23 protein-coding genes and 1 tRNA gene are annotated in these 25,618 nt (G+C 63.4%); 13 read left to right on the forward strand and 11 right to left on the reverse strand.

Going from position 1 to position 25,618, the window contains the following annotated elements; all coding sequences use genetic code 11:
* Positions 1 to 216: 216 nt before the first annotated feature.
* Both BSY16_RS13525 and pgi read left to right on the forward strand, forming a co-directional pair.
* Positions 217 to 1,917, forward strand: a complete 1,701-nt coding sequence (locus BSY16_RS13525) for a long-chain-fatty-acid--CoA ligase (RefSeq protein WP_069060141.1) — start codon at positions 217 to 219, stop codon at positions 1,915 to 1,917.
* Positions 1,918 to 2,033: 116 nt separating this feature from the next.
* The gene (gene pgi / locus BSY16_RS13530; RefSeq protein ID WP_069060142.1) at positions 2,034 to 3,659 is read left to right on the forward strand and encodes a glucose-6-phosphate isomerase; all 1,626 of its coding nucleotides are present in this window, start codon (positions 2,034 to 2,036) and stop codon (positions 3,657 to 3,659) included.
* Positions 3,660 to 3,661: 2 nt separating this feature from the next.
* On the opposite strand, the gene BSY16_RS13535 is transcribed toward pgi, so the two are convergent.
* From BSY16_RS13535 to BSY16_RS13550, 4 genes are all read right to left on the reverse strand, one after another.
* Positions 3,662 to 4,747 carry a glycosyltransferase family 4 protein gene (locus BSY16_RS13535; RefSeq protein ID WP_083243003.1) on the reverse strand — a complete coding sequence of 362 codons (1,086 nt, stop codon included), beginning with the start codon at positions 4,745 to 4,747 and terminating at the stop codon, positions 3,662 to 3,664.
* 218 nt (positions 4,748 to 4,965) lie between these two features.
* On the reverse strand, positions 4,966 to 5,895 hold the full coding sequence (locus tag BSY16_RS13540; protein ID WP_069061539.1) for a carbohydrate kinase family protein: 930 nt from the start codon (positions 5,893 to 5,895) through the stop codon (positions 4,966 to 4,968).
* Between the two features lie 66 nt (positions 5,896 to 5,961).
* Entirely contained in the window at positions 5,962 to 6,660 is a 699-nt protein-coding gene (locus BSY16_RS13545) for an orotate phosphoribosyltransferase (protein ID WP_069060143.1), read from the reverse strand.
* Between the two features lie 129 nt (positions 6,661 to 6,789).
* Positions 6,790 to 7,233 carry a DoxX family protein gene (locus tag BSY16_RS13550; protein WP_069060144.1) on the reverse strand — a complete coding sequence of 148 codons (444 nt, stop codon included), beginning with the start codon at positions 7,231 to 7,233 and terminating at the stop codon, positions 6,790 to 6,792.
* Between the two features lie 203 nt (positions 7,234 to 7,436).
* On the opposite strand from BSY16_RS13550, the gene BSY16_RS13555 reads away from it, so the two are divergent.
* From BSY16_RS13555 to BSY16_RS13565, 3 genes are all read left to right on the forward strand, one after another.
* Positions 7,437 to 7,625 carry a hypothetical protein gene (locus BSY16_RS13555; protein WP_069060145.1) on the forward strand — a complete coding sequence of 63 codons (189 nt, stop codon included), beginning with the start codon at positions 7,437 to 7,439 and terminating at the stop codon, positions 7,623 to 7,625.
* 120 nt (positions 7,626 to 7,745) lie between these two features.
* Complete coding sequence (locus BSY16_RS13560; RefSeq protein WP_069060146.1) at positions 7,746 to 8,450, forward strand: Crp/Fnr family transcriptional regulator; 705 nt, start codon at positions 7,746 to 7,748, stop codon at positions 8,448 to 8,450.
* 38 nt (positions 8,451 to 8,488) lie between these two features.
* Positions 8,489 to 10,333: a CHASE2 domain-containing protein gene (locus tag BSY16_RS13565; RefSeq protein WP_069060147.1), complete on the forward strand. Its 1,845-nt coding sequence runs from the start codon at positions 8,489 to 8,491 to the stop codon at positions 10,331 to 10,333.
* On the opposite strand, the gene BSY16_RS13570 is transcribed toward BSY16_RS13565, so the two are convergent.
* On the reverse strand, positions 10,330 to 10,968 hold the full coding sequence (locus BSY16_RS13570) for a FecR family protein (RefSeq protein ID WP_069060148.1): 639 nt from the start codon (positions 10,966 to 10,968) through the stop codon (positions 10,330 to 10,332). The two genes, BSY16_RS13565 and BSY16_RS13570, sit on opposite strands and share 4 nt — an antisense overlap.
* 186 nt (positions 10,969 to 11,154) lie before the next feature.
* Between BSY16_RS13570 and BSY16_RS13575 the strand changes: the two genes are divergently transcribed.
* The gene (locus tag BSY16_RS13575; RefSeq protein WP_083242911.1) at positions 11,155 to 12,189 is read left to right on the forward strand and encodes a tetratricopeptide repeat protein; all 1,035 of its coding nucleotides are present in this window, start codon (positions 11,155 to 11,157) and stop codon (positions 12,187 to 12,189) included.
* A gap of 50 nt (positions 12,190 to 12,239) precedes the next feature.
* On the opposite strand, the gene BSY16_RS13580 is transcribed toward BSY16_RS13575, so the two are convergent.
* On the reverse strand, positions 12,240 to 13,274 hold the full coding sequence (locus tag BSY16_RS13580) for a proline racemase family protein (RefSeq protein WP_069060150.1): 1,035 nt from the start codon (positions 13,272 to 13,274) through the stop codon (positions 12,240 to 12,242).
* 205 nt (positions 13,275 to 13,479) lie between these two features.
* Between BSY16_RS13580 and spdA the strand changes: the two genes are divergently transcribed.
* The gene (gene spdA / locus BSY16_RS13585; RefSeq protein ID WP_069060151.1) at positions 13,480 to 14,286 is read left to right on the forward strand and encodes a 2', 3'cyclic nucleotide phosphodiesterase SpdA; all 807 of its coding nucleotides are present in this window, start codon (positions 13,480 to 13,482) and stop codon (positions 14,284 to 14,286) included.
* Between the two features lie 125 nt (positions 14,287 to 14,411).
* Positions 14,412 to 15,047, forward strand: a complete 636-nt coding sequence (locus BSY16_RS13590) for a DUF1236 domain-containing protein (RefSeq protein WP_083242912.1) — start codon at positions 14,412 to 14,414, stop codon at positions 15,045 to 15,047.
* Positions 15,048 to 15,094: 47 nt separating this feature from the next.
* On the opposite strand, the gene BSY16_RS13595 is transcribed toward BSY16_RS13590, so the two are convergent.
* From BSY16_RS13595 to BSY16_RS13615, 5 genes are all read right to left on the reverse strand, one after another.
* The gene (locus BSY16_RS13595) at positions 15,095 to 16,342 is read right to left on the reverse strand and encodes an alpha/beta hydrolase (RefSeq protein WP_069060152.1); all 1,248 of its coding nucleotides are present in this window, start codon (positions 16,340 to 16,342) and stop codon (positions 15,095 to 15,097) included.
* A 164-nt stretch (positions 16,343 to 16,506) separates the two neighbouring features.
* On the reverse strand, positions 16,507 to 16,989 hold the full coding sequence (locus tag BSY16_RS13600) for an SRPBCC family protein (RefSeq protein ID WP_069060153.1): 483 nt from the start codon (positions 16,987 to 16,989) through the stop codon (positions 16,507 to 16,509).
* Positions 16,990 to 17,075: 86 nt separating this feature from the next.
* Positions 17,076 to 17,152, reverse strand: a tRNA-Arg gene (locus BSY16_RS13605).
* Between the two features lie 133 nt (positions 17,153 to 17,285).
* Positions 17,286 to 18,755 (reverse strand): sensor histidine kinase, encoded by a 1,470-nt coding sequence (locus BSY16_RS13610; protein ID WP_069060154.1) that lies wholly within the window; start codon positions 18,753 to 18,755, stop codon positions 17,286 to 17,288.
* Positions 18,756 to 18,942: 187 nt separating this feature from the next.
* The gene (locus tag BSY16_RS13615) at positions 18,943 to 20,949 is read right to left on the reverse strand and encodes a methyl-accepting chemotaxis protein (RefSeq protein ID WP_069061541.1); all 2,007 of its coding nucleotides are present in this window, start codon (positions 20,947 to 20,949) and stop codon (positions 18,943 to 18,945) included.
* A 421-nt stretch (positions 20,950 to 21,370) separates the two neighbouring features.
* Here BSY16_RS13615 and rpmH point away from each other — a divergent pair, with 421 nt between their 5' ends.
* The 5 genes from rpmH (at position 21,371) to yihA (ending at position 25,564) form a co-directional block, all read left to right on the forward strand.
* On the forward strand, positions 21,371 to 21,508 hold the full coding sequence (gene rpmH / locus BSY16_RS31410) for a 50S ribosomal protein L34 (RefSeq protein WP_083242913.1): 138 nt from the start codon (positions 21,371 to 21,373) through the stop codon (positions 21,506 to 21,508).
* Positions 21,509 to 21,541: 33 nt separating this feature from the next.
* Positions 21,542 to 21,934: a ribonuclease P protein component gene (gene rnpA, locus BSY16_RS13620; protein ID WP_069060155.1), complete on the forward strand. Its 393-nt coding sequence runs from the start codon at positions 21,542 to 21,544 to the stop codon at positions 21,932 to 21,934.
* Positions 21,934 to 23,727: a membrane protein insertase YidC gene (gene yidC, locus BSY16_RS13625; protein WP_069060156.1), complete on the forward strand. Its 1,794-nt coding sequence runs from the start codon at positions 21,934 to 21,936 to the stop codon at positions 23,725 to 23,727. Before rnpA ends, yidC begins: the two co-directional genes overlap by 1 nt.
* A 219-nt stretch (positions 23,728 to 23,946) precedes the next feature.
* Positions 23,947 to 24,858 (forward strand): DMT family transporter, encoded by a 912-nt coding sequence (locus BSY16_RS13630; protein WP_069060157.1) that lies wholly within the window; start codon positions 23,947 to 23,949, stop codon positions 24,856 to 24,858.
* Positions 24,859 to 24,910: 52 nt separating this feature from the next.
* On the forward strand, positions 24,911 to 25,564 hold the full coding sequence (gene yihA / locus BSY16_RS13635; RefSeq protein WP_069060158.1) for a ribosome biogenesis GTP-binding protein YihA/YsxC: 654 nt from the start codon (positions 24,911 to 24,913) through the stop codon (positions 25,562 to 25,564).
* The last annotated feature ends 54 nt before the right edge of the window (positions 25,565 to 25,618 follow it).

A 25,618-nucleotide genomic window follows, 5' to 3' on the forward strand; every position in this document is an offset into this window, starting at 1 on the left:
AAGCGCGATGAGACGCCGCAGGGCCAGCGATTGCCGCGACTTACAGAAAAGCTATGTTGGACAAGCCGGTGAATTGTTGACGTTTACGTCAATGTAATATAGCGATGACTCTTGATGGCGCCCGCTAAAAGCATCATCTTGTCCGCATCGAACGGTTGGAGGACCTTCGGTGCCGGCGGGACGGACGATGCCCGCGCCCAACGAGGAGGAGCACGCATGTCGGCCACAGTTCAGGACCCTTCCACGCAGCCGTCCGGCCGCTTCTGGCTTGCCTCGTATCCCGAGGGCATGGCCGGTGATATCGCGCCGCTCGGTTATCCGTCCATCGGCGCGCTGGTTGAAAGCTGCTGCGCCCAGTTTGCCGATCGCCCCGCCTTCACCAGCATGGGCAAGACGCTGACCTTCCGGGACTTCGAGGCCGCATCGCGCAGCATCGCCGCCTGGCTCCAGGCGCGCGGCCTTGAAAAGGGCGACCGCGTCGCGGTGATGATGCCGAACATTTTGCAGAACCCGGTGATCATCTTCGGCATCCTGCGTGCCGGTCTCGTCGTGGTGAACGTCAACCCGCTCTATACGCCGCGCGAACTCGAACACCAGTTGAAGGATGCCGGCGCCAAGGCGCTGTTCGTTCTGGAGAATTTTGCCAGCACCGTCGCGCAGGTCGTCTCGCGCACGGCCGTCAAGCATGTGGTCGTCACCACGATGGGCGACATGCTCGGCCTCAAGGGCCTGATCGTCAATCTCGTCGTACGCAAGGTGAAGAAGCTGGTGCCCGCCTGGTCGCTGCCGGGCCATATTCCCTTCAAGCAGGTGATGGCGGAAGGCGCGCACGGCACGTTGAAGCCCGTCAGCATTGCGCCGGATGATACCGCCTTCCTGCAATATACCGGCGGCACGACGGGCGTCTCGAAGGGCGCGACGCTGACCCATGCCAACCTGCTCTCCAACATGGAGCAGATCAAGCTGTGGATCGAGCCGATCTTCCATCTGAAGAAGCGGCCGGACCAACTCGTCTTCATTTGCGCGCTGCCGCTCTATCACATCTTCGCCCTGACCGTGAATGGACTGATGGGCATCGCGCTCGGCGGCCACAATGTGCTGATCGCCAATCCGCGCGATATCCCCGCCTTCGTCAAGGAACTCGGGAAGTACCGCGTCCACATCTTCCCGGGCCTCAACACGCTGTTCAACGCGCTGATGAACAATCCGGACTTTGCCAAGCTCGACCTGTCCGACCTGCTGCTGACGCTTGGCGGCGGTATGGCGGTGCAGCGGCCGGTCGCCGAACGCTGGCAGAAGATGACCGGTTGCGCCGTCATTGAGGGCTATGGCCTGTCGGAAACCTCGCCGGTCGCGACCGCCAACCGTTTCGACCGTGCGGAATTCACCGGCACGATCGGCTTGCCCTTGCCCTCGACGGACATCGAAATCCGCGACGACGACGGCAGGACGCTGGGGCTCGGCGAAGTAGGCGAGATCTGCATCCGCGGCCCGCAGGTCATGGCCGGCTACTGGCAGCGGCCGGACGAGACCGCCAAGGTAATGACCCCCGACGGCTTCTTCCGCTCCGGCGATATCGGCTTCATGTCGTCGGAAGGCTTTACCAAGATCGTCGACCGCAAGAAGGACATGATCCTCGTCTCCGGCTTCAACGTCTTCCCCAACGAGATCGAGGAAGTGGCGATGTCGCATCCCGGCATTCTCGAATGCGCGGCAATCGGCGTGCCGGACGAACATTCCGGCGAGGCGGTAAAACTGTTCGTGGTGAAGAAGGATCCGGCGCTCACCGAAGCGGATGTGAAGGCGCATTGCGCGGCGAACCTCACCAACTACAAGCGGCCGAAATTCATCGAATTCCGCACCGAACTGCCGAAATCGAATGTCGGCAAGATTCTCCGAAAGGACCTTCGGGGCTGACACCTGCACCGGTTAAACCGATTTAATTTTTTCGGACAAGTCGCGTTTGCGGTCTTGATTTGCACATGCCAAAGCGACTAGCTAGCCGGCATCGTCCAAAGCCAAGGAAGACGCCGATGAACGCGCTTGTCGAAAAGCTGAAATCCATCGCCCGCGATACCAACGCCACAGACATCAGAGCCGCCTTCGCGGCCGACCCCAAGCGGTTTTCCCGCTACAACGCCAAACTCGACGATTTCCTGTTCGACTATTCGAAATGTGCGGTGAACGACACCGTGCTCGAGGGGCTGGAAGCACTCGCAAAGGACGCCGGCGTCGAGACGAAACGCGATGCGATGTTCGCAGGCGCGATCATCAACATTACCGAAGAGCGCGCCGTGCTGCACACGGCACTGCGCAACCGCGCCAACACGCCCGTGCTGGTCGACGGCAAGGATGTCATGCCTGATGTCAACGGCGTGCTCGACGCCATGGGCGTGTTTGCCGACGGTATCCGTTCCGGCACCTTGAAGGGCGCGACCGGGAAGAAAATCACCGACGTCGTCAATATCGGCATCGGCGGTTCGGATCTCGGCCCGGTCATGGCAACGCTGGCGCTCGCACCGTTCCATGACGGCCCGCGGCTGCATTTCGTCTCCAACATCGACGGCGCGCACATTGCCGACACACTGAAACTGCTCGACGCCGAAACCACGCTGTTCATCGTCGCCTCGAAGACTTTTACGACGATCGAGACGATGACGAACGCCGCGACAGCGCGCAAATTCATCGCCGACGCGCTGGGCGATGCGGCGGTCGGCAGCCATTTCTGCGCGGTCTCCACAGCGCTCGACAAGGTCTCGGCCTTCGGCATTGGGGCTGATCGCGTCTTCGGGTTCTGGGATTGGGTCGGCGGGCGCTATTCGATCTGGTCGGCCATCGGCCTGCCGCTGATGATCGCCATCGGCAAGGAGAATTTTGCCGAATTCCTGGCCGGTGGCCACGCCATCGACAACCACTTCCGCAAGGCGCCGGTCCGCGAGAACATCCCGGTGCTGCTCGGGCTCATCGGCTATTATCACCGCAACGTGCTCGGCTACCCGTCGCGCGCCATCCTGCCCTATGACCAGCGCCTGTCGCGTTTCCCGGCCTATCTCCAGCAGCTCGACATGGAATCGAACGGCAAGTCCGTCACCATGGATTCGACGCCGGTCGAAGGCCAGACCGGCCCCGTCGTCTGGGGCGAGCCGGGCACCAACGGCCAGCACGCCTTCTACCAGCTCATCCACCAGGGCACGACGATCATCCCAGCCGAGTTCATGATCGCGGCGAACGGCCACGAGAAAGAGCTGCGCCACCAGCATCAGCTGCTGATCGCCAATTGCCTAGCGCAGTCGGAAGCCTTGATGAAGGGCCGCACGCTGGCGGAAGCCAAGGCGCAGCTGACGGCGAAGGGCATGGACGAGGCAAAGGCCGACAAGATCGCGCCGCACCGCGTATTCTCAGGCAATCGTCCGTCGATCACCATGGTCTATGACAGCCTGACGCCGTTTTCGTTTGGCCGGCTGGTTGCGCTCTACGAGCATCGCGTCTTCGTCGAAGGCGTGCTCTTCAACATCAACTCGTTCGACCAGTGGGGCGTGGAGCTCGGCAAGGAGCTGGCGACGGGCCTGCTGCCGGTCGTCGAAGGCAAGGAAAGTGCCGACGGCCACGATTCATCGACCGCCGGTCTCGTTGCCGCCCTGCTGAAGGCTGCCGAATAGGCTCAGCGCAGGCTGAGACGACGTGCCGCGAATGCATCACGCGGCACGCGGGTGAGGTTTCCGAGGAATTCGCGCGCGCAGGCGCGCCAGCTATAGGTCATGGCACGCTCGCGCGCGACGTCCTTCGGGATATCAAGCGCGGCGAGCGCCGCGTCCCGCAGGTTTTCCGATAGCGCACCGGCATCGCCGAGCACGTCCCGCGGTGCAGTCACCGGAAAGGCGGCAACCGGAACGCCGCTGGCGAGCGCCTCCAGCATGACATTGCCAAACGTATCCGTGCGGCTCGGGAAGACGAAGACGTCCGCCGAGGCGTAGACGGCAGCGAGTTCCTCGCCGAGCTTGCGACCCAGGAAATGCACATCCGGGTAGCGTTGGCGCAGCATAGCGAGGTCCGGCCCGTCGCCGACGACGACCTTGCTGCCCGGTAGGTCAAGGCCGAGGAAGGCGGGCAGGTTCTTCTCCACCGCAACGCGGCCGACATTCAGGAAAATCGGGCGCGGCAGGCCGAGATCGCGGCGCTTGGCCGGATCGAACAGCTTCGTATCGACACCGCGCGACCAGCGCTTGATGCGAACGAAACCGCGTGCCGCCATTTCCGCGCCAAGCGACTTGGTCGCCACCATCATGCCGTTGCCGGAATTGTGGAAGCGGCGCAGCCACCAGTAGCTGACACTTTCCGGAATGGGCAGGCGGGCGCTGATGAATTCGGGAAAACGTGTGTGATAGGCCGTGGTAAAGGGCAACCGGCGCTCCAGGCAGGCGCTGCGTGCGGCCATGCCGAGCGGGCCCTCGGTAGCGATGTGGATGTAATCCGGGGCGATCTTCTCGATTTCGGCCAGCACACGGCGCTTCGAGGTGATGGCGAGACGGATTTCCGGGTAGGACGGCAGCGGCACCGTCGTAAATTCTTGCGGCGTCAGGAAGACGACGTCGACGCCCTCCTCCGCCATCGAGCGGGCCAGCTCTTCGAGCGTATGCACGACGCCGTTCAACTGCGGGCGCCAGGCATCCGTGACGACAAGAATGGTGGGAGCCCGTCCATCGGAACGGGCGGCGGGGAGCGAATCTGGGGCGGTGTGGTCGAGCATGGCCCCTTTGACCATGCGGCGATGACAGCCGAATGAAGGCGGTTTTCACAGCCGCTTTGGAAAGTGCTTTCCTACCCTCCCCGTCATCCTCGGGCTTGCCCCGAGGATCCAGGCGGCAACGACGGCGTGAATGGTGTGAATCCTCGGGTCAAGCCCGAGGATGACGAAGGAGAGGTTGCGGTCTCCTCCCCCCACACCCCGATACCAGCGCTACGGCCTCAGGCGAGCCCGATTTCCTTCGCCCAGGGTGGGTTCGCGCCGGCGCGCGAGACGGTGACGGCGGCGGCCTTGGCGCCGAGTGCCAGTACCTTGGCGATCTGGTCCTCGTCGAGCTTCGCCACCTGCTGCTTCGTCAGCAGGTTCTGCATCTTCAGCGAGGCGAGAACGCCGGCATCGAACGTATCGCCGGCGCCGACCGTATCGACCACGGTCACGCGCTCGCTCGGCACCACGACCTTGTGGTCAGCGGTGTAGCCGACGGCACCTTCCGCGCCGCGCGTCACGACGACAAGTTTTGCGCCGTGGTGCAGCCAGTGGCGGGCAAGCGCGTCCTCGTCGCCTTCAAGGCCGAACCAGGCGAGGTCCTCATCGGAGAACTTCACGATATCCGCCATCGCCGCCATGCGGCGGATGCGGCCCATATGGGCGTCCTTGTCCTTGATGAAGCCGGGGCGGATGTTCGGGTCGAGCGAGATGACGCGTTTTTCGTGCTCGCGCTTCAGCAGCGCCTCGTAGGTCGAGCCGCAAGGTTCGGGGATGAGGCTGATCGCGCCGAAATGCAGTGCCTCGCAATCATCGCCCAAAGCCGGAAGCTCTGCTTCTGTGATCATGCGACCGGCGGTGCCCTCGTCATAGAAGGCATAGGTCGCATGGCCGTGCACGAGCTTGACGAAGGCAACGGTGGTCGGGCGCGAGAGGGTTGCGCAGTAGCTGTAATCAACGCCGCTTTCGCCGAGCGTCTTGCGCAGGATGTCGCCCATCATATCGTCGGAAAGGCCGGTGAAGAAGCCGGTCGGCACGCCGAGACGGCCGAGTGCGATCGCCGTGTTGAAGATCGCTCCGCCGGCATAGGGGGCGTAGGCATCCTCGCCAAGCGTCGACGTGCGCGGCAGCATGTCGATCAGGGCTTCACCACAACACAGGATCATCAGCATTTCCTCCCAAGCGGACTTTCAATCGATTTAAACGATCACACGAGAAAGCGCCAGAGCCTTTTACGACGTCGGCAGCTCCGCAACGCCGCCATGGGCAGCCGACCAGACGAGGGGTGCGTCGAAGAAGGATTCGACCGAGGCGAGTGTCGCATCATCGAAGAGTTTTTCTGCCTTCGCAACTGCCAGAACATTCCGCCAGGTGGCGATGTGGTGCAGCTTCACGCCGCCGTTGGCATAGCGCGCCTCGGCTTCCTTGAAGATGCCGTAGTAGAACAGCGACATGCCGTGATCGACCACGCCGCCGGCCGCGCGGATCGCATCGATGAAGGTGAACATGGAACCGCCGACCGTCACGAGGTCCTCGATGACGAGCACCCGGGCGCCTTCCTGCATCACGCCTTCGATCTGCGAATTGCGGCCATGGCCCTTCGGCTTCTTGCGCACGTAGATCATCGGCAGGCCAAGACGATCAGCCAGCAGGGCGGCGAAGGGAATGCCGGCCGTCTCGCCGCCGGCAATCACGTCGAAGCGCTCGAAGCCGGCCTCACGGGTGAGGGTCGCGGCGGCGAAATCCATGATCGCCGAGCGGATGCGCGGATAGGAGAGCAGCTTGCGGCAATCCATATAGACCGGAGAGGCCATGCCCGACGCGAGCTTGTAGGGTTCTTCCGGGCGGAAATGCACCGCCTTGATCTCCCACAGCATGCGGGCCATCAGCTCCGCCATCACGTCTCGGTCCGGAAAGGAATTGGAAAACATCGGCATCTCTCCACGTCACTGTCTTACCCGTGCGCATAGCAGCAAGAGAGGCGGCTTTCCAGCAGGCCGGAAACGAAAAACCCTCCCGGAGGCCGGGAAGGGTTTCTGGAGGATCAGAGTACGGGTCGCTTAGGCGGCGACGGCCTTGCCGGCAGCGGAGCGGGCATCGAGCGAGTAGGCGCCCGGGCCGAAGGCGGCGAGCACGAGGAAGCCACCAGCAATCGTGATGTTCTTCCACATCATCAGGCCGTTGAAGAGAGTCAGCAGGCCGTTTGCGCCTTCCGGAAAGTCCGGAACGTTGATCGCGCCGCTATGGAAAACAAGAGCGGTAAAGACGCTGAAGGCAGCGAGAAGGTAGGCAGCGATCTTCGTCTGGAAGCCGACGAGGATGAAGAGGCCGGCAACGACTTCGAAGAGACCGGCAAGATAGGCAAGCGCGGTCGCGGCCGGAAGGCCGGCACCGGCGATCATGCCGGCCGTGCCCGACGGATCGATGAGCTTCGGGTAACCGGCAGTGATGAACATGAGGGCGAGAAGGATGCGTCCGAGAAGGACGACGGCGTTCTGTTGCATGATAAGCTCCTGAGGCTTGGCTGTTTGAGTTGGCAAAGAGATATCAGCTTTCCGTCGTCAAACTAGACGGGCAATCGGAATACAGATCGTTCGCTTTTTGTGAACGACGACCTGTTCCCCGCGGAACAGAGGGGCAGTTCAGGCCATGCGACAAGAGGGGCATTGCAGCCCGCCGCCCTCCTCTTTCCCTCCCGGACCCCATCATGCGCCACTATCTTCTCGCCCTTGCGCTCGCCGCCGCCTCCCTCACCTTCACCGCCAACGGCCATGCCGGCCCATCCTATGTGGACGGCACCTACGGCCACTATCAGCAGACCTGCATCACCAAGCGCGTCCAGACGCAGGATCAGCACGGCAAGGCGGTCAACAAGCGCGTGCGGATCTGCCAGTAACGAAGAGACCGGCCCAAAGCTCTCCGTTCTTTTCTGTTGCAAGCGCACGACGGGTGGGCGAAAGTTTCGGCGAGCGGCGCGTGTTTTGTTTTCGTCAGCGGCGGTCGGGGGAAACCGGATATGAACGAGATCAACAAGAGTGCCGCGTTCTGGCGCTCTTTCCCGATTTTCGAGGGATTCAACAAGGAAACGCTGATCGAGATCGCGGGAATCGCGACGTGGCGCAAATGGTCGCCCGGCACGGTGATCTTCCAGCGCGGCGACGAAGGCACCTATCTCATCGTGCTCGTCTCCGGCCGCATCAAGCTTTCGCTGATCACGCCGCAGGGCAAGGAACTGTCGCTGCGCCAACTCGAAGCCGGCTCGATCCTCGGCGAAATGGCGCTGCTCGACGGCCAGCCACGCTCGGCGGACGCCACCGCCGTGACGGCGACCGAAGGCTACGTGATTTCCAAGCGCGATTTCATCGATATCCTGACGCGGAATCCCACGGCGGCGCAGGCGATCATCCACTATCTCTGCACCAAGCTGCGCGAAACGACGGAACAGCTCGAAACCATCGCGCTCTACGATCTCGATGCCCGCGTCGCCCGCTTCTTCCTCGCGACGTTGCGCAACATCCACGGCGAGGAACTGCCGGACAGCGCAAACCTCCAGCTCTCGCTCAGCCAGACCGAGATCGCCAGCATCGTCGGCGCCAGCCGGCCCAAGATCAACCGCTCGATCCTCGCGCTGGAAGAGGCCGGTGCCATCCGGCGCAATGATGGTATCATCCACTGTCATATCGGCCGGCTCTACGGCATTGCCGAGCCGGATGACGACTAGGCCGACTGCGGCTTACACTTCAACGGAAGCGGCCGATCATGTTCGCCAAGAGATATAGACCGCTCGTCGCCGGCCTTGTGGCCAGCCTTGCCGGTGCGCTGGCGCTGTTTTCGCTTGGCGAAACGGCGCTGGAGCAGCAGCGTGAATACTATTTCGACGCGCTGACCCAGGCGGTGCCGGCTCGCCAGAGCGACCGGATCGTCGTGGTCGACATCGACCGCAAGGCCTTCCAGAGTGTGCCGGACAAGGAGTGGACGCGCACGCAGACGGCAGGGCTGATCGAACGGCTTGCCGCTGCAAAGCCGGCGGCGATCGCCTTCGACTTCATCTTCTCCACCGATTGCGCGGCGGAAGAGCCCGCCAATGCCGCGCTGGCAAACGCCATCGGCCAGACGCCGACCATTCTCGGCTTCCTCATCGGCGAGGCGACGGACGGCGCGCCGCACCCGATCCCCGCGCTTGCCCTGCAACGGCCGGTCACCATCCCGGACCTCTGGTTCATCGACGGCACGGAAAGCTCCTGCGCCTTCCTGCAGGACAAGGCGGCGGCGGCGGCGGCGGCCTTCCTGGTTGGCGACGAGGACGCGGTGGTACGCCGCGTGCAGGCCTATGCGATCCTCGGCAATGCGGCCTATCCGTCGCTCGGCGTGGAAGCGGCGCGGCTGGCGGCCGGAGCGGGCACGCCGGTGCTCGGCGGCAACCCCGCCTGGGTGCGGCAGGATTCGCGCATCCTGCGGCTCGACGAGGACGGCAGCCTGCGCTTTGTGGCAAGCCGAGCCGACACGGTGGGCGCACGCACCTTCTCCGCGGCGGATGTCGTGGCAGGCCTGGTGCCGGCCGAAAGGATTGCCGGCAAGGTCGTGCTGATCGGCAGCAGCCTGCCCAATCTCGGCGGCCTCAGGACCAGCGCCTCCATGACGCTCGAACCCTCCGTGCAAATCCATACGGACGTCGCAAACTCCATCCTGACCGATCACATCCCGATGCGCGATATCGGCCTCTTGCCGATCGAGGCGGCCTTGGCCTTCGTTGCCGGTGCGGCGGCGGCGCTGGCGGCGGCGCGGCTTCGCCCACTCTGGGCGGCATTGGCCGGTCTCGGGCTTGTCGGCCTCGTGTTCGGCGCATCAGCCCTCGTCTATATGCAGACAGCGCTTCTGTCCGATGCGGTCGGCGTTTCGCTGATCGTGGGGACGGCGGCGCTTGTCACCGGCCTGCTGCAGTTCGCCCATGTGCGCCGGGCGGAAGCCACCGCCCGCCAGCGTTTTGCCCAGTACCTGCCGCAATCCGTCGTCTCGCGCTATATCGACAATCCGGATCTCGGACGCGTCGCCGGCGAGGAGCGACAGGTGACGGCGGTGTTTACCGATATCGAGGGCTTTTCCTCGCTCTCCAAGAAGCTCGGCCCGCATGATTTGGTCAAGCTGCTGGACATCTACTACACCGAGGTGAACGCGCTCGTGGCCCGCCATGGCGGCATGGTGGACAAGGTGGTGGGTGACGCAGTGCACGCGCTCTTCAACGCGCCTGACGATCTCGACCATCATGTCGACAAGGCACTCGCCTGCGCCGATGACATCCGCACGCTGACCGAAGAGATGCGCCGCCGCCCCGGCTTCCTCGAACAGGAATTCGGCCGCACGCGCATCGGTATCGAAACGGGCATGGTGGTGCTGGGGGAAGTGGGCGTCGGCGGCAAGCTCGACTACACGGCGCACGGCAATTCGATGAACCTCGCGGCGCGCCTGCAGGATGCCAACAAGTTCCTCGGCACCCACATCTGCGTCGGGCCCCAGGCGGCAAGCGAAACGACCCGGCCACTACGCCCCATCGGCAGCCACGAAATCCGTGGCTTCGGCCAGATAGAGTTGTTCACGTTCGATTAGCGGATACCGACGCTGGCATAGGCCTCGCGGATGCGGGCATCACCCCATTGTGCAACGTCGCTCGGAACAGCACCCGGCGTCGCGATATCGACGCCCTGGCCGCGGCCGACCTGGCGTGTCACGCCGCCGCCGGTGACCTCGACGAGGCCGTGCTCCACGAAGACGCCGAAGACGCCGCGGCTGGGGCCGGCGAAGAATTTCGTGCCGCGCACGCCGATCATGCCGAAGGCGGTGCGCATGGTGAGGTCGATCTTGGCAAGGCCCTCCGGCCGGTCGAAGACCATCTGCCCGGTGCCGAGCTCGATTGTGCCGCCCTGCCCCGCGATGAAGGTATCGATCAGCAGCTCCGTGTCGCTGCCGAGCAGCAGGCTGGTGTCATCGCCGAGTTCGAGCGAGGCAAAACTCTTGGCACCGGTCTTGACGAAATCGTGGTCCATCAGGCTGGCGCCGGCCTTCAGACCCTCCAGGAGGTTTTCCTGCTTGCGGGTGACGTCGCCGGTGATTTCCACCGCCTTGCCGATGATCGCGTTGGCTTGCGTTGCGCGCACGCCGATACCCGTCAACGCCAGGGCGCCGCCGGCAATGAAGAGCCTGCGGCTGAGGGTGATCGGTTCAAAAGCCTTGAGCGTTCGCATGACACACCTTTCGGACGGGACAAGCCGTCGGATGGAATTGAACTGATAGGGCCGGCCCGTCAATCGCACAAGCCGCCTGTGCTGCATCCGTTATGCGCCGCTCTTCCCGTTCCCTCTGTTCCCGTGGAAACAGCCGCCGCCCACCAGTCGTCTAAGGTGCGGTCATCCAACGAAGGGAGACGGATCATGATCACACGATCCACAGGTATGAAGACGGCTGGCCGCGCCCTTTTCTTCGCGGCCCTTCTTGTCGGTGCCGCAAGCGGCGCTGAGGCAAACACGCTTTCCATCGAAGCCCGCTGCGACCAGAGTGCCGGCAGCCGGTATGACAGCACGCGCAACAAGGCCTTCGCGCCGGTCGCGCTGGAAGACATCCAGATCGGTGCGGCCCTTTCGGCCTGCCGCGAGGCCTACAATGCCGGCGGCGGCGCGCGCATGGCCTTCCAGCTTGCCCGGGCACTAGAGCGTGCCGGCCAGAATCTCGACGCCATGAAGCTCTATGCGGAGGCAGCGGCGCTGGGCCACACCGTGGCCATGGTCAATTACGGCGCGATGCTCGGCAAGCGCGGCGACCCTGCCGCCGAATTCAGCCACTACAAGAAGGCTGCGGAAATGGGCGACGTGCTGGGCGCCTACAATCTCGGCGTCGCCTATCGCGACGGCATCGGCACGGCGATCAACGGCGCGGAAGCGGCCCGCTGGTTCGACAAGGCGGCTGCGGCCGGCGACGAAACAGCGGCCTTCAATCTCGGCGTACTGCTCGACGACGGTAGCCTCGTGGGCGAGGACAACGCGCGGGCCGTGGCCTTCTACACGCTTGCGGCGAAAGGCGGCAGCGTCGACGCGATGATCAACCTTGGCCTCATGCTGGAATCCGGCGAAGGCATCGAGCAGGATCTCGCAGCCGCAGCCGGCTACTTCAAGCAGGCCGCCGATCAGGGCGACAGCTACGGAAAGCTGAAATTCGGCCTGATGCAGCAGAGCGGCACCGGCATCGTCAAGAACATCGAGCAGGCGGTCAACAGCCTCGTCGCTGCCTTCGAGATGCGCGACGTCGATCTCGAAGTCATCCTGCGCGACCAGCCGGAGCAGCTGAGCGCCGATGCGCGCCTCGCCATCAAGCAGGTTCTGGCCAAGCGCGACCTGATCGACGAGGCTGGCAATGCGGAGATCGATCCGATCACGCTTGGCGCCATCGAGAAGCACTACGCCGCAAAATAAGTCTATCGCAGGCCCGGAGCGGTGATCCACTCCGGGCCGAACTTTGTGCCTTAGCTGATCTCGCCGGCCTGCGGACCCCAGGTATCCGTCATCGCAAAACCGTTTGCCAGCGGGTCCGTCGGGTCGAGCGCTATCTGGTGCAGGCCGAACGTCCAGCCTCGGCCGGCGATGGTGGGGATGATGGCCTTGCGGCCGGCAACCTCGGTTTCGGCTTGCAGCCCGACCTCAAATTCCGAGCCGATGATCGAGCGCGAGCGGAACGTATCGCCCACCTTGGCAAGGCCGCGGGCATGCAGCGTCGCGAGGTTGGCGGAGTTACCGGTGCCGCAGGGCGAACGGTCGACGCGGCCGGGCCACATCGTTGTGGCCGTGCGCACCATGCCGTCCGGATCGCGATCGCGGAACATGACATAGGCAACGCCGTTGATTTCCGGGATTTCCGGGTGCACGACCTTCATCGACTTGTTGATCAGGTCCTTCAGCGCCATGCCGGCATCGACCAATGCGCGCGCATTGGCCTTCTCGATCTTCGTGCCGATCTGGTCGACGTCTACGAGCGCATAGAAGATGCCGCCATAGGAGATATCGAAGCGCACGCGGCCCCAGTGCGGCGTGTCGATTTCGACATCGAGCGCCTCGACGAAGGACGGGACCATGGTGAGCTTGACCTTTTCGCAGCGCCCGTCGCGGCAGGTCGCCGTCGCCTTGACGAGACCGGCTGCCGTGTCGAGCACGACGATGGTTTCCGGCTCCTTCATCTCGACGATGCCGGATTCGAGCAGCGCCGTGGTGACGCAGATCGAGTTGGAGCCCGAAGAGGCATGCGCCTGGTCGGCCTGGAGGATGATGAAGCCGGCATCGGCCTCCGGGCGCTTGGCCGGCACCAGCAAGTTGACCGAACCGGTCGCCGCCGCACGCGGTTCCAGGCAGAGGAAGCGGCGCAGGCTGTCATCGACCGTGTTGATGTGGTTGAGTTGCTCGGCGATCGTGTTGCCGGGAATCTTCGGCACGCCGCCGATCGCCACCTTGCCGATCTCGCCTTCGCAATGAACGTCCAGCAGCTGGATCGTGCGCTTCCATCTCATGTCGTCGTGCTCCGTCTTCGCCGGCGCGCCGGCTATTTCTGTCCCGCACGGCCCGTGCCGGGGATCGATTGGCTTCGTCTCTCTGATATATCAGATTGTCATGCGTTCCAACTGCTTTTCATGCAACAGGATTGCGCGCTACGACTGGCTTCCGGCCCAAATGTACCTTGGGGCGCGGAGCATCATCCCGCCAAGAGACCTTTCCATGACCAAACTCATTGTCTTTACCGATCTGCACATGGTGCCCGAGGGCTCGACCATCATCGGCCTCGATCCCTATCAAAGGCTGCTCACCGGCATCGAACACGTCAACCGCTATCATGCGGATGCCGACCGGGTGATCTTTACCGGCGACCTGACGCATCGCGCCGACACCCAGTCTTACGAGCGCCTGCGCGACCTGCTCTCCGTGCTCGTGCCACCGGCGGCGATCACCATCGGCAACCACGACTATCGCGACCGTTTTCTCGAGACCTTCTCGCATGTGGCGCCGGACGAGGACAGCTTCGTGCAGCAGGCGATCGACTTTGACGATTGCCGCGTCGTGCTGCTCGATACGCTGTTTGCGCCGCCCTACGACTACCCGATGAGCCATGCCGGCTATCTCTGCGAAAAGCGCCTCGCCTGGCTCGACCGCACGCTTGCGGGCGCAAATGGCCTGCCGGTCCTCCTCTTCATGCACCACCCGCCGCACAAGACGGGTTTTACCGGCATGGATGCGATCCGGCTCGGCAACGAAGACGCCTTCTACGATCTCGTGCTGAAACACGGCAATGTTCGCCACATCTTCGCCGGCCATGTGCACCGCACGATCGGCGGCTCGCATCGCGGCATTCCCTTCTCGATCTTCAAGAGCCCGGTGCACCAGCAGCCGATGCCCTTCGACATGCCGAACGCCTCGCTTTCGGTCGACGAACCGGCTGCCTATGGCATCGTCGTTGTGACGGAGGAAGGGTTGCAGGTGCACCATGAGGATTATGAAATCGCAAGGCGCGAAGCGGAAATCGCCTGAGAGCGCCGGTTAACGCGCGTTACACAACGTGACAGGCCGCGCCGCTAGTCCGGGGGAACAGAGCAAAGCATGTCACGTTGTCTCCGCCGAAGGGGTGGGAAACCCAACTTTCGAAGGAGAAAGACATGCGCAAGATTCTCATGGCTGGTGCGGCCCTCGCACTCATCGGCGCGACTGTTGCCCATGCGGACGACGCCGATAAGGAAGTTCTCGGCGGCGCTGCCGGCGGGGCAGCCGGTGCGACCGTAGGCGCCGTCGTCGGCGGCCCGGTCGGCGCGATCGTCGGCGGCGTAGCCGGTTTCGCCATCGGTGCGGAAGCAGCCGTGCCGGATGACGCCCGCGTCTATGTGCTGGAAAACCCGACGCCGCCGGTCGTTCTGCAGGGTCAGGTAACGGCCGACACGCGCTTCGACGACACCGTCACGCTGACGCCGATCCCGGATCACCCGGACCTCGCCTATGTCTATGTCGACAACCGCCCGGTCATCGTGCGGACCGACAGCCGCCAGGTGATCTACGCGCCGGAAATCGAGACGACGGCGAGCATTTCTGCCGACATCCCGGAAACCACCATCACCTATGTCGAACGCAACCGGCTTGAGCCGGTCATGCTGGAAGGCCCGGTCGAAGCCGGTGCGCTGATCCCGGAAACCGTGCAGATCGTCGAAGTGCCGGAGAGCCCCAGCTACGGCTACATCTATGTCGATGACCGACCGGTTCTCGTCGACCGCAACACCCGCGAGGTGATCTGGGTCCGGTAATCGCCTGACACGATTGAGCGGAAGGGCGGCCCGAAGGGGCCGCCTTTTTACTGCCCGACGGCGGTCGTCGTCGTATCTTCGACCGCGTTGCCGAAGCGCCGCCATTGATCATCATAGTTCTTGCGCGTCACCGGATCGAAGACCGCGATCGGCGTGGACACCACGATGCTCGCCGCACTCCCCACCGTCTGGGCCGTCCCGAGGGCGACAGCACCGAGCCGCTCGCCCAAACCAATTTGTGAGTCCGAGACCGCCTGCCCATCGATCAGGCGATTGCCGATCAGGCGCACGACATCGGGACTTTCGGCAAATTTTCCATGGTTGAGACGGTCGCCGGATTTCAGCGCCGTCAGGTCGAGCACGGTAATGCCCTGCTTTTCCAGCATCGAACGATAGGGCTCTTCAGCCGGATTGATCTGGCCGAGCCGATCGACATTGCCGGAGATGCGGCGCGAGAGCGTCAGCGCCCGGTCGTCGCGCGAGACGAACAGGGTAAACTTCGGCTTGTCCTTGCCAAGTGCACGGAGCTGCTGGCCGAAGACGTCGACATCGAGATCCGGCGAGGCCAGGATGACCTGCTGGATCTTCTTCGGCACATGCCCATCGCGGATCGCCATCTGGCGCAGCGTCTCGACGGCAAGCCACGTCCCCATGGAATGGGCCATGATGGTGATTTCGCCGACCTTGGGCGAATTGACGGCGGCCCGCAGCAATTCCTCCAGCGCATCGCGCGAATAGTTCGTGCTTTCCTTGTCGTAGGAATAATCGAAGATGCTGGCGCGCGACGGCCAGGTGAAGATCACCGGTGCGGCGTCCGTCTTGGAATCATGCACGATCTGCGCGAAGCGATAGACCGCATCCTCATAACGATTGTTGAAACCGTGCACGAAAATCAGCACGCGCCGGCTCTTCGGCAGGTTCTGGTCAAGCCAGGCACCACCGGCCTTCGCGCCATCGACCGGCGTCACGCCGACCGTCGAAAAGCTCTTCATGGGGTCGGCCGGCAGCTTTTCCGGCCACTGCACCTGTCCGACCTCGCGTTTGTCTTCCGGTGGGATGGAGACGACGATGTCGTTCATCAGGAGATCGGAGCCGCGTTCACCGGAAAACAGCACGCCCGGCTGGCTGGACCGCGCGCGCGTCGTGGCAACCAGCAGATTGACCGTCGACACGCCCGCCGGTGTTTCACCGCTCGGCACCAGTACGCCTTCCGGCCGGCCGGCGCAGCCCGCCAGCACCAGCAATCCGGCGAGTATCACGCAACGCAATACGCGCGGTATTTCACGGTTCGTCATGTCCCGCTTCCTTCCGCTATTCCTGTTTGGCCGACGCTAAGCAGACACCGTTGTTGCCTGCTTAGCCGAGTGAGGGATGGTTTTGAAGGGACCCGAGGCGGCGGGAGCCTTAAGGCCAGGATCAGAGGCGGCAGCGCGTGTCATATCGGCCACGCCCGCCCTACTCAGGCCTCGGCGCGACCAAGCATGTAAGCTGCGAGATTGTCGAGGCTGGAACGCAAACCGACGTCATGATCCTCCGGCCGGACGCCCGAAGGCACGTTTTCGCAGGCAACAGCGACAAGCGTACCGTCCGGATGCGGCTCGAAAGACCAGGTCATGCGCATGGTCCCGGCGAAAGCCGGATCGTCTGAAATGAAATCGATCTCCTGAACCACACGCTCACTAGGCACGAGCGTGACAAACCGCCCCTCGACGATGTCGCTGTCGGCCGAGCTTTTGCCCGCACCCGGCTCGGAATAGAAGAGCACCAGATGAAAGCGCCCGCCTTCACGCGCGTCAAACGCCTCAACCCGCGCCGTCATGCCCTCCGGCGGCAGCCAGACGGCAAGGGTGACGGGATCGACGAGGGCTTCATAGAGAGCAAGCGCCGGCGCGGCGATGACCCGCGAGGCACGATCAACCCGTGTTTGCGCAGTCGAAGCCAATTCGCTCTCCACATGGACGGCGCAGCAACAAACCAAGCGCACGATCGGCGCATGCTAACAAATGAAGGACATGACTGGAAAAGAAATGGCGCACCCGAAGAGATTCGAACTCCTGACCCCCAGATTCGTAGTCTGGTGCTCTATCCAGCTGAGCTACGGGTGCGCTGGCAACGGGGTGTGTATTGCCCGGCTGCGAGGCGGTTCCTAAAGGGTGCGCCGGCTTATTGCAAGCGCCTTTCTGAGAAAAAATGTACTTTTTTCATCGTGCCGTCACATCCCGCCCGGAACACCGGGCTTTATGCGCGGTGGCGGAAGGCGTCGAGGGGGACGGGGCGGTCCGGCAGTTCGATGCGGAAGAGCGTGCCGGGCGTTACCTTCTCGACCAGCGCGATCGTGCCGCCATGGGCGAGCACGAGTTCGCGGGCGATGGCGAGGCCAAGCCCGGTGCCGCCGGAGCGCGCGGAGCCACGGAAGGCGGCAAACAGGTTTTCGCGGGCCTTGGCCGGCATGCCGGGGCCGTTGTCGTCGATGGCGATCGACACCACGCTGCCGGTGCGCAGGCCCGTGACGAGCACGGTGCGCCGCTCGACGCTGTTGGCCTGCGACAGCGCCTCGACGGCGTTGCGGCAGAGATTGTGGATGACGCGAAAGAGCTGCTCGCTGTCGGCGTCGACCTGAAGGCCGGGCTCGACCTGAAGCATAAATTCGATATCGCCGCGCGAATCGAGCGCCAGCACCTCCGAGACCTCCTGCACCAGCGGGCGCAGCGCGACGAAGCGACGACGCGGCTCCGGCTCGCGCATGCGGCCATAGGAAAGCACCTCGTTGGTATAGCCGACGGCCCGGTCGATGCTGCGCAGCAGTTTTGGCGCGACGCGCTTGACCACCGGGTCGTCGACATCCGACAGGCGGTCGGACATGAGTTGGGCGGAAGACAGGATGTTGCGCATGTCGTGGTTGATCTTCGACACGGCGAGGCCGAGATCGGCGAGGTTCTTCTGTTCCTTCAGCGTGCGTTGCAGCGTCTGCTGCATGGCGGCGAGATGGACGCCGGCGACGGCAATCTCGTCGCGCCCGCCGGAAGGCTCCAGCACGCGGCTCGGATTGGACGGGTCGGCGGTGAATTCCTGGATGTTCGCCGTCATGCGGCGGATGGGGCGGATCAGCAGGCGATTGAGCGCGAAGAAAATGGGGCTCGCCGTGACCAGCGAGATGATCATCGACAGGATGAAGACGTTGCGCGCATAGCCGAGCATGGCGCGGCGCAATTTGTACTCGTCGAGCAGCAGTTCGATGCGCGTACTCGATTCGCCGACCGGCCCAAAGACGCGGATGATGCGGTCGCCGCCGAAGACCAGCGTGTCGAAGGCGTCGTAGATCGAGGTGAGCGTCGAAACGTCGGAGAGGTCGTATTGCGCATCGATGCTCGGCGGCATGTCGACAGCGGCGACGATGCGCGAGGCATCCTGCTTCTTCAGCACGATCGCCTTGGCGCCGGTTGCCATCAGGGTCTCTGCCTGCACCGCGCGCGGCAATTCCTGGTCCGGCAGGCCTTCGATGACGACGCTGGCGGCAGCGGCCGTGTTCAGCCGGTCACGCAGCCATTGCAGGCGCATGTTGGCAACCGAGGGAACGAAGATCAGCACCTCGGCGATCAGCACGAACACGGCGGTCAGCAGGAGAAGCCTGCCCGACAGGCCGGACAGGAAGCTGACCGCCGGTACCGGCTTCTCGGTCAAGGACGGTACCCCGTCTCTGTCCACCATCTGCAAAACTCCAGGACAGGCCGCAGCGCGGCTCACAGATCGTGACGAAGGATCGACGCACCTTCAGTTCACGTCCGACAGCCAATTATAGGAGATTGCGGCAATTTTTCCAACGCAGTGGCCGCAAAAGCAAAAGCGCGGCGATCTTGCGACCGCCGCGCCCGTTTTGCGGGAATCCGGCTACCGATCAGAACTCTTCCCAGTTCTCCTGGGCAACGGCCGCCGTCGCGGTCGAACGGTTGCCACCGAAGGCGCGGGCGACATTGCCCATCATGCGGCGGGCCGGCGATTCGACCGGGCGGGTTTCGGCCCGCACGGCGGCCACCCGCTGAACGACATCGCCGGTGCGGAAGCGCGCGACGAGATCGGCCAGGCTGTCCGCCTCGCCTTTCAGCTTGTGCGTGGCGGCCGAGGTTTCCTCGACCATCGCGGCATTGTGCTGGGTGACCTGATCCATCTGGTTGATGGCGGTGCTGATCTCCTGGAGACCCGTCGCCTGTTCGCGGGCGGCGGTGGCGATCGCATGGATGCGCTCGTTGATGGTGACGACGCGGGTCTCGATGTCGGAGAGGGCGGAGCCGGTCTCCTGCACATATTTCACGCCGACCGACACTTCGGAACCCGACTTGGTGATGAGGCCCTTGATGTCCTTGGCGGCACTTGCCGCACGCTGGGCGAGTTCGCGCACTTCCTGGGCGACGACGGCAAAGCCCTTGCCGGCTTCACCGGCGCGTGCCGCCTCGACGCCGGCATTCAGCGCCAGCAGGTTGGTCTGGAAGGCAATCTCGTCGATCACCGAAATGATCTGGCTGATCTCGCTTGAGGCCTGCTCGATGCGGCCCATGGCGTCGATGGCGTTGCGCACAATGGCGCCGGACTGCTTGGCGCTCTGCGTCGCCTCGCCGACCATCGTGCTTGCTTCGTTTGCCCGTTCCGTCGAATTCTTGACGGCTGCGGTGATTTCCTCGAGCGCGGCGGAGGTTTGCTCAAGCGCTGCGGCCTGCTGCTCGGTGCGCTTGGACAGGTCGTCGGAGGCCGTGCGCAATTCGCCGGAATTGGCGTTGATCGCATCGGTCGAACCGCGCACCTCGCGCATGGTGCGCTGGAGGGTGGCGAGCGTCGCGTTGACGTTCTGCTGCAACTCGGCGAAGGCGCCGCGGAACGAGCCGTCCATGGTCTGCGTCAGGTCGCCATCGGCGAGTGCGCCAATGACGCGGCGGGTTTCAGCAATGCCCTCCTCCACGCCGGAGACGAGTTCGTTGACGCTGCGGGCGAAGCGGTTGAGGTCCTCGTTCTGGTAGTCCTTGCTGATGCGCGAGCTGAAATCGCCAGCTGCGGCAGCATGCACGACGGTCGCGATGGAGGACTGGAGGTCGGCGCTCTTCTCGCGCAGGATCTGCTCCTGGGCATTGAGATCACGCACGGTGATGGCATTCTGCCGGAAGATCGCAACCGCACCGGCCATTTCACCGATCTCGTCCTGGCGGCCGGCATAGGGCACCTCGGTGTCGAGGTCGCCGCCGGCGAGGCGCTTCATCGTCTCGGTGACATTCTGAATCGGGCGGCTAAGCTGGTTGGTCGCGATGTAGAAGGCGACGCCGCCGCCGAGCACGAGGCCGGCACCGACCGTGCCGAGCACGAGCGTCAGCATGAGGGTTTCGAAGGCCGAAATCTCGGCCTTGATCGCTGTCAGGTTCTCGCTGTCCGTCTGGACGACGGCATCGATTTCCTTCTGGAAAGCCTTGCGGTTGGCGCGGTTGAGCTCGTTGTTGCCCTGCTCGTTGGCCGCGGCAATCGAGACGGTCGTGCCGAGGCGGGCGGTTTCCGTGCGGAAGGTGCGGAATTCCGCCGCACGCGCCACGACGGCGTCGAAGGCGGCCTTCTGCGCATCCGGCACGCTCGGGCGCCACTTGCTCAGCGTCTCGTCGATACCGTCGAGTTCCTTGGTGATACCATCGGCGAACTTCTTCGCACCATCCGTATCCTTGGACGCGTAGACGCCGCGGGCTTCCATGACGACGGCCGTGACCTGTCGGTTCAGGTGCTCCCCGAGGAAGGCGCGGTCGGCGGCGTTCTCATACTGATGGAGCTTGTCGCTGTATTCCGAAACCACATGGACGGCTATGCCACCGATGAGGACCGAGATGAGCCCCATCAAACCCACGATGAGGTAAATCCTGCCGCGTATCTTCACGTCAAACTCCAAAGCCGTGCTTGAGAACTGACAAGACCGCACAGCCGCCTCGCCCTTTGATAGGGACGATAAACGCTAAAAGTTAACTAGACTTTGATGCAACCGCCCGGACCGGCCACGATTAATCGACCCCTAATATTGCGATGCAAATATTTCTTGAAGAAAATCAAATACCTCGCCACACTTAACGTAAGGGAAGCCTGAATTTCATTAAGGGAATGCAATCTTGAGTTGCAATCATCTTAACGATTATGACAATCCGGCAGGCGACAGAGCCGCAATTGACTTTCCGCCGGTTTTGCCTTTATAAGCCGCGCACGTCTGGAAAGATGCCTTCCCGCGAGGGACTGGCTATGCCGGACTTTCAACACTGCTTGCATAATGCAAACCAAGAAGGGCCGCACACCGCGGTATTAAATAAATGACAAAGCGTACCTACCAACCCTCCAAGCTTGTTCGCAAGCGTCGTCACGGCTTCCGTGCCCGCATGGCTACCAAGGGCGGCCGCAAGGTCCTGTCCGCACGCCGTGCACGTGGCCGCGCAAGCCTCTCGGCCTAAGGCCGTGCCTGCCCGGAACAGAGGCGACGGGCAATGACGAAGACTGTTAGACAATCTGCTGTCGGACGGCTGAAAAGCCGTCCGCAGTTTCTTTTTGTGCGCGAGGGCGAGAAACGCAGGGGACCCTTGTTCCTTCTCGAAGTGCGCGACCGGCAAGCGCCGGACGAACAGCCCCGCGTCGGCTTCACCGTTACCAAGAAACACGGCAATGCCGTGGAACGCAATCGCATGCGGCGGCGCCTGAAAGAGGCGGTGCGGCTATCCGCCGGGTTTGCAATGGAGCCCGGACACGACTATGTGGTTGTCGCCAGACGGGACGTGTTGAACGCGCCCTTCAAAACCCTTGAAGCCGGTCTCAAGGAGAGGATCGCGACAAGGCAGAAACAGAAGCAGCAGCAGCGCCCTGCTGCTCCCGGGAAAGAGTGATGGAAAACAACCGCAATTATTTCGTGGCGATCGCGCTGTCCGTCGTGATCCTCATTGCCTGGCAGTTCCTCTATGTGAACCCCAAGCTGGAGAAGGACCGCGTCGCACTCGAGGCACAGCAGGCCCAGATCCAGCAGACGACGACGGCCGGCGGCACCACGACCACCGCCACGGGAACCAGCGGCACGCTGCCGGGCGGCGCGGCAACCGGCACGACGACCGAGACGCGCGAGGCTGCCCTTGCTAGGTCCGCCCGCGTCGAGATCGACACGCCTTCGCTTTCCGGTTCGATCAACCTGACGGGCGCGCGCTTCGACGACTTGAAGCTCAAGGACTTCCACGAGACCGTCGACAAGACGAGCCCGATCATCACGCTGCTCAGCCCGGCCGAGACCGAACACGGCTATTTCGCCGAAATCGGCTATGTCGGCAGCGATGCGACCGGCCAGGTTCCGAGCCCGCAGACCGTCTGGACACAGGACGGCACCGGCAAGCTGACGCAGACGACCCCGGTGAAGCTGACTTTCACCAACGACAAGGGCGTCACCTTCACCCGCACCATCTCGGTCGATGAGCATTACATGTTCACCGTCGCCGACAGCATCGAGAACCGTACGGACACCGCGATCGCCCTTTCGCCCTACGGCCGCACGACACGCTTCTTCAAGCCGAAGGATCCGTCCGTCTACGTGCTGCACGAAGGCTTCATCGGCGTGCTCGGCGCGCTCGGCCTGCACGAAGTGAAGTACACCGCGGCCGAGGAAGACACGACGGTCGCGCCCGGCAAGGCGACTGGCGGCTGGCTCGGCATCACCGACAAGTACTGGGCGACCGCGCTCGTGCCGCCGCAGGCGACGCCTTACGAGACGCGCTTCTCCTACTTCACGGACGGCCGCCCGCGTTACCAGGCGGATTACCGCCAGGACGACATCACCATCGCGCCCGGCCAGAAGGTCGACGTCAAGAACCTGTTCTTCGGCGGCGCCAAGGAAGTGCCGATCATCGATCAGTACGAGACGTTCTACTCGATCCCGCAGTTCGACCTGATGATCGACTGGGGCTGGTTCTGGTTCTTCACCAAGCCAATGTTCCAGCTGATGGACTTCATCTACCGCTACTTCGGCAATTTCGGCGTGGCGATCCTGATCACCACGATCATCGTCAAGGCCCTGTTCTTCCCGCTCGCCAACAAGCAGTACGCTTCCATGGCGAACATGAAGAAGATGCAGCCGAAGATGGAAGAGCTGAAGGCCAAGCACGGCGACGACCGCATGGCGTTGCAGCAGGCGATGATGCAGCTCTACAAGGAGGAGAAGATCAATCCGCTGGCGGGTTGCTGGCCGATCCTCCTGCAGATTCCGGTCTTCTTCGCGCTCTACAAGGTGATCTACGTCACGATCGAAATGCGCCATGCGCCGTTCTTCGGCTGGATCCAGGACCTCTCCGCGCCTGATCCGACGTCGCTGTTCAACCTGTTCGGCCTGCTGCCCTACGACGTGCCGCACTTCCTGATGATCGGCGTCTGGCCGCTCATCATGGGTGTCACCATGTTCCTGCAGATGCGCATGAACCCGACGCCGCCGGATCCGACCCAGGCGATGATCTTCACCTGGATGCCGCTGATCTTCACCTTCATGCTGGCAACCTTCCCGGCCGGTCTCGTGATCTACTGGGCCTGGAACAACACGCTGTCGATCATCCAGCAGGCGATCATCATGAAGCGCCAGGGCGTGAAGATCGAACTCTTCGACAATCTCAAGGGATTGTTCGGAAAGAAGGCCGGATCATCCTGACGACGCTTTCAGCGAACTCCAAGCAAACCCCGGCCTTCGCGCCGGGTTTTCTTTTGCCTGATTTTTCAGCACGGCCCGCTTGCGACATGCCCCCGTCGCTGGCATGGAAGCATGGCGAACAGGCTGCTGGCATGTTCGCGACAATGTCTTTGTTTTTCACGCAATTCCGGACGCAAAACCGCTTTAAACTTTTGCTGGAATTGCTCTAGCGAGCGCCCCATGTCCGCTTCATCGCTTCCGGTTACCCCCACCCTCCCGGACAGCCGGGGGCAAGGGTATGGCGCGGCGCTCGTGCTCGGCTCCGCCGTCGTCTGGAGCTTTGGCGGCACGCTGGCACGCTTTCTCCATATCGAGGACGGCTGGACGGTCGTTTTCTGGCGTTCGCTCTTTGCCGCCCTCTTCCTCCTCGGCTTCATGCTGGTGCGGGATGGGCCGCGCGGCACGGTGCAGCTCTTCAAGGGCATGGGCCTTGCCGGTGTCGCCGTCGGCGTGTGTTTCGCGACGGCCTCCACCTCCTTCATTCTCGCGCTCGCCTACACGACCGTCGCCAATGTCGTGTTGATCCAGGCCGGCGTGCCGCTCATTGCCGCGCTGATGGCCTGGCTGCTCTTCCGCGAGCGGATCGCGGCCCATACCTGGCTCGCCATCGCGGCCGTCATCGGCGGCGTCGCCATCATGGTCTCGGAATCGCTCGGCGGCAGCGTCTCGATGATGGGCGATGCGCTCGCCATCCTGATTGCCTTCGCCTTTGCCACGGCGACGATCATCACCCGCCGCTTCGCCCATGTGCGCATGACGCCGGCCGTCTTCCTCGGCACCGTGATCGCCTGCGCCACGGCGGCAAGCCAGGCCTCCGGCTTCGCCATCACCGGGCAGGAGCTTGGCGTCCTCATCGTCTTCGGCGCGCTCAATTTCGGCCTTGGCCTCGCGCTCTTCGTCACCGGCGCGCGCCTCATCCCGTCGGCGCTCGCCGCGCTGCTCGGCACCGCGGAGACGGTGCTCGCGCCGCTTTGGGTCGCCGTCATCCACGGCGAGGTACCGGGCGCCCGCACGGTCATCGGCGGCTTCATTGTGCTTGCGGCACTGCTCTGTTATCTCGGCGTAGAGCTCTGGCGGCAGCGGCGCGCTTGACTTTCGCGGCCAAAACCGGGAAGCCGGGGGCCAGACAACAAAGGCCAGACTTATGACCGAGACGACGTCACCGGGCGACAAGCCGCTGTTTGGCAGGCCGTGGATCTTCATCCGCGGCGTGCCGGCCATGAAATTCCTGCCGCCGGAAGGCCCGCCGGAGGTTGCCTTCGCCGGGCGCTCGAATGTCGGAAAGTCGTCGCTGATCAACGCGCTCGTCGGTCACAAGGGCCTGGCGCGCACTTCGAATACGCCGGGTCGCACGCAGGAACTGAACTACTTCGTTCCCGACGGATACACCGGCGCCGAGGACGACCTGCCGCCGATGGCGCTCGTCGACATGCCCGGCTACGGCTATGCCCAGGCGCCGAAGGAACAGGTCGATGCCTGGACCAAGCTCGTCTTCGATTACCTGCGCGGCCGTTCCACGCTGAAACGCGTCTATGTGCTGATCGACAGCCGCCACGGCATCAAGCCCAATGACGACGAGGTGTTTGCGCTGCTCGACAAGGCGGCCGTCTCCTATCAGGTCGTTCTGACCAAGACCGACAAGATCAAGGACGTCGCGGTGCCGCGGCTCGTCGAGGAAACCCGGCTGAAGATCATCAAGCGTCCGGCGGCCTATCCTGAAGTGCTGTCCACCTCGTCGGAAAAGGGCCGTGGGCTCGACGACGTGCGCAACGCCATCATCACCGCGATTACACGCTAAAAAGGCCGCCGGCAGAACCGGCGGCCCAAGGCTGACGAAGGCTGACCCGCGCTG

It is taken from the genome of Sinorhizobium sp. RAC02 (assembly GCF_001713395.1).
Taxonomy (GTDB): Bacteria; Pseudomonadota; Alphaproteobacteria; order Rhizobiales; family Rhizobiaceae; genus Shinella.

Excerpts from the sequence above, each read along its gene's own strand:
- BSY16_RS13525 (WP_069060141.1), top strand. The coding sequence starts at position 217 with ATGTCGGCCACAGTTCAGGACCCTTCCACGCAGCCGTCCGGCCGCTTC.
- spdA (WP_069060151.1), top strand. The coding sequence starts at position 13,480 with ATGACCAAACTCATTGTCTTTACCGATCTGCACATGGTGCCCGAGGGC.
- BSY16_RS13565 (WP_069060147.1), top strand. The coding sequence starts at position 8,489 with ATGTTCGCCAAGAGATATAGACCGCTCGTCGCCGGCCTTGTGGCCAGC.
- BSY16_RS13580 (WP_069060150.1), bottom strand. The coding sequence starts at position 13,274 with ATGAGATGGAAGCGCACGATCCAGCTGCTGGACGTTCATTGCGAAGGC.
- BSY16_RS13570 (WP_069060148.1), bottom strand. The coding sequence starts at position 10,968 with ATGCGAACGCTCAAGGCTTTTGAACCGATCACCCTCAGCCGCAGGCTC.
- BSY16_RS13590 (WP_083242912.1), top strand. The coding sequence starts at position 14,412 with ATGCGCAAGATTCTCATGGCTGGTGCGGCCCTCGCACTCATCGGCGCG.
- BSY16_RS13555 (WP_069060145.1), top strand. The coding sequence starts at position 7,437 with ATGCGCCACTATCTTCTCGCCCTTGCGCTCGCCGCCGCCTCCCTCACC.
- BSY16_RS13610 (WP_069060154.1), bottom strand. The coding sequence starts at position 18,755 with ATGGTGGACAGAGACGGGGTACCGTCCTTGACCGAGAAGCCGGTACCG.
- yidC (WP_069060156.1), top strand. The coding sequence starts at position 21,934 with ATGGAAAACAACCGCAATTATTTCGTGGCGATCGCGCTGTCCGTCGTG.
- BSY16_RS13575 (WP_083242911.1), top strand. The coding sequence starts at position 11,155 with ATGATCACACGATCCACAGGTATGAAGACGGCTGGCCGCGCCCTTTTC.
- BSY16_RS13535 (WP_083243003.1), bottom strand. The coding sequence starts at position 4,747 with ATGCTCGACCACACCGCCCCAGATTCGCTCCCCGCCGCCCGTTCCGAT.
- rnpA (WP_069060155.1), top strand. The coding sequence starts at position 21,542 with ATGACGAAGACTGTTAGACAATCTGCTGTCGGACGGCTGAAAAGCCGT.
- rpmH (WP_083242913.1), top strand. The coding sequence starts at position 21,371 with ATGACAAAGCGTACCTACCAACCCTCCAAGCTTGTTCGCAAGCGTCGT.
- BSY16_RS13630 (WP_069060157.1), top strand. The coding sequence starts at position 23,947 with ATGTCCGCTTCATCGCTTCCGGTTACCCCCACCCTCCCGGACAGCCGG.
- BSY16_RS13545 (WP_069060143.1), bottom strand. The coding sequence starts at position 6,660 with ATGTTTTCCAATTCCTTTCCGGACCGAGACGTGATGGCGGAGCTGATG.
- BSY16_RS13540 (WP_069061539.1), bottom strand. The coding sequence starts at position 5,895 with ATGATCCTGTGTTGTGGTGAAGCCCTGATCGACATGCTGCCGCGCACG.
- pgi (WP_069060142.1), top strand. The coding sequence starts at position 2,034 with ATGAACGCGCTTGTCGAAAAGCTGAAATCCATCGCCCGCGATACCAAC.
- BSY16_RS13550 (WP_069060144.1), bottom strand. The coding sequence starts at position 7,233 with ATGCAACAGAACGCCGTCGTCCTTCTCGGACGCATCCTTCTCGCCCTC.
- yihA (WP_069060158.1), top strand. The coding sequence starts at position 24,911 with ATGACCGAGACGACGTCACCGGGCGACAAGCCGCTGTTTGGCAGGCCG.
- BSY16_RS13560 (WP_069060146.1), top strand. The coding sequence starts at position 7,746 with ATGAACGAGATCAACAAGAGTGCCGCGTTCTGGCGCTCTTTCCCGATT.
- BSY16_RS13595 (WP_069060152.1), bottom strand. The coding sequence starts at position 16,342 with ATGACGAACCGTGAAATACCGCGCGTATTGCGTTGCGTGATACTCGCC.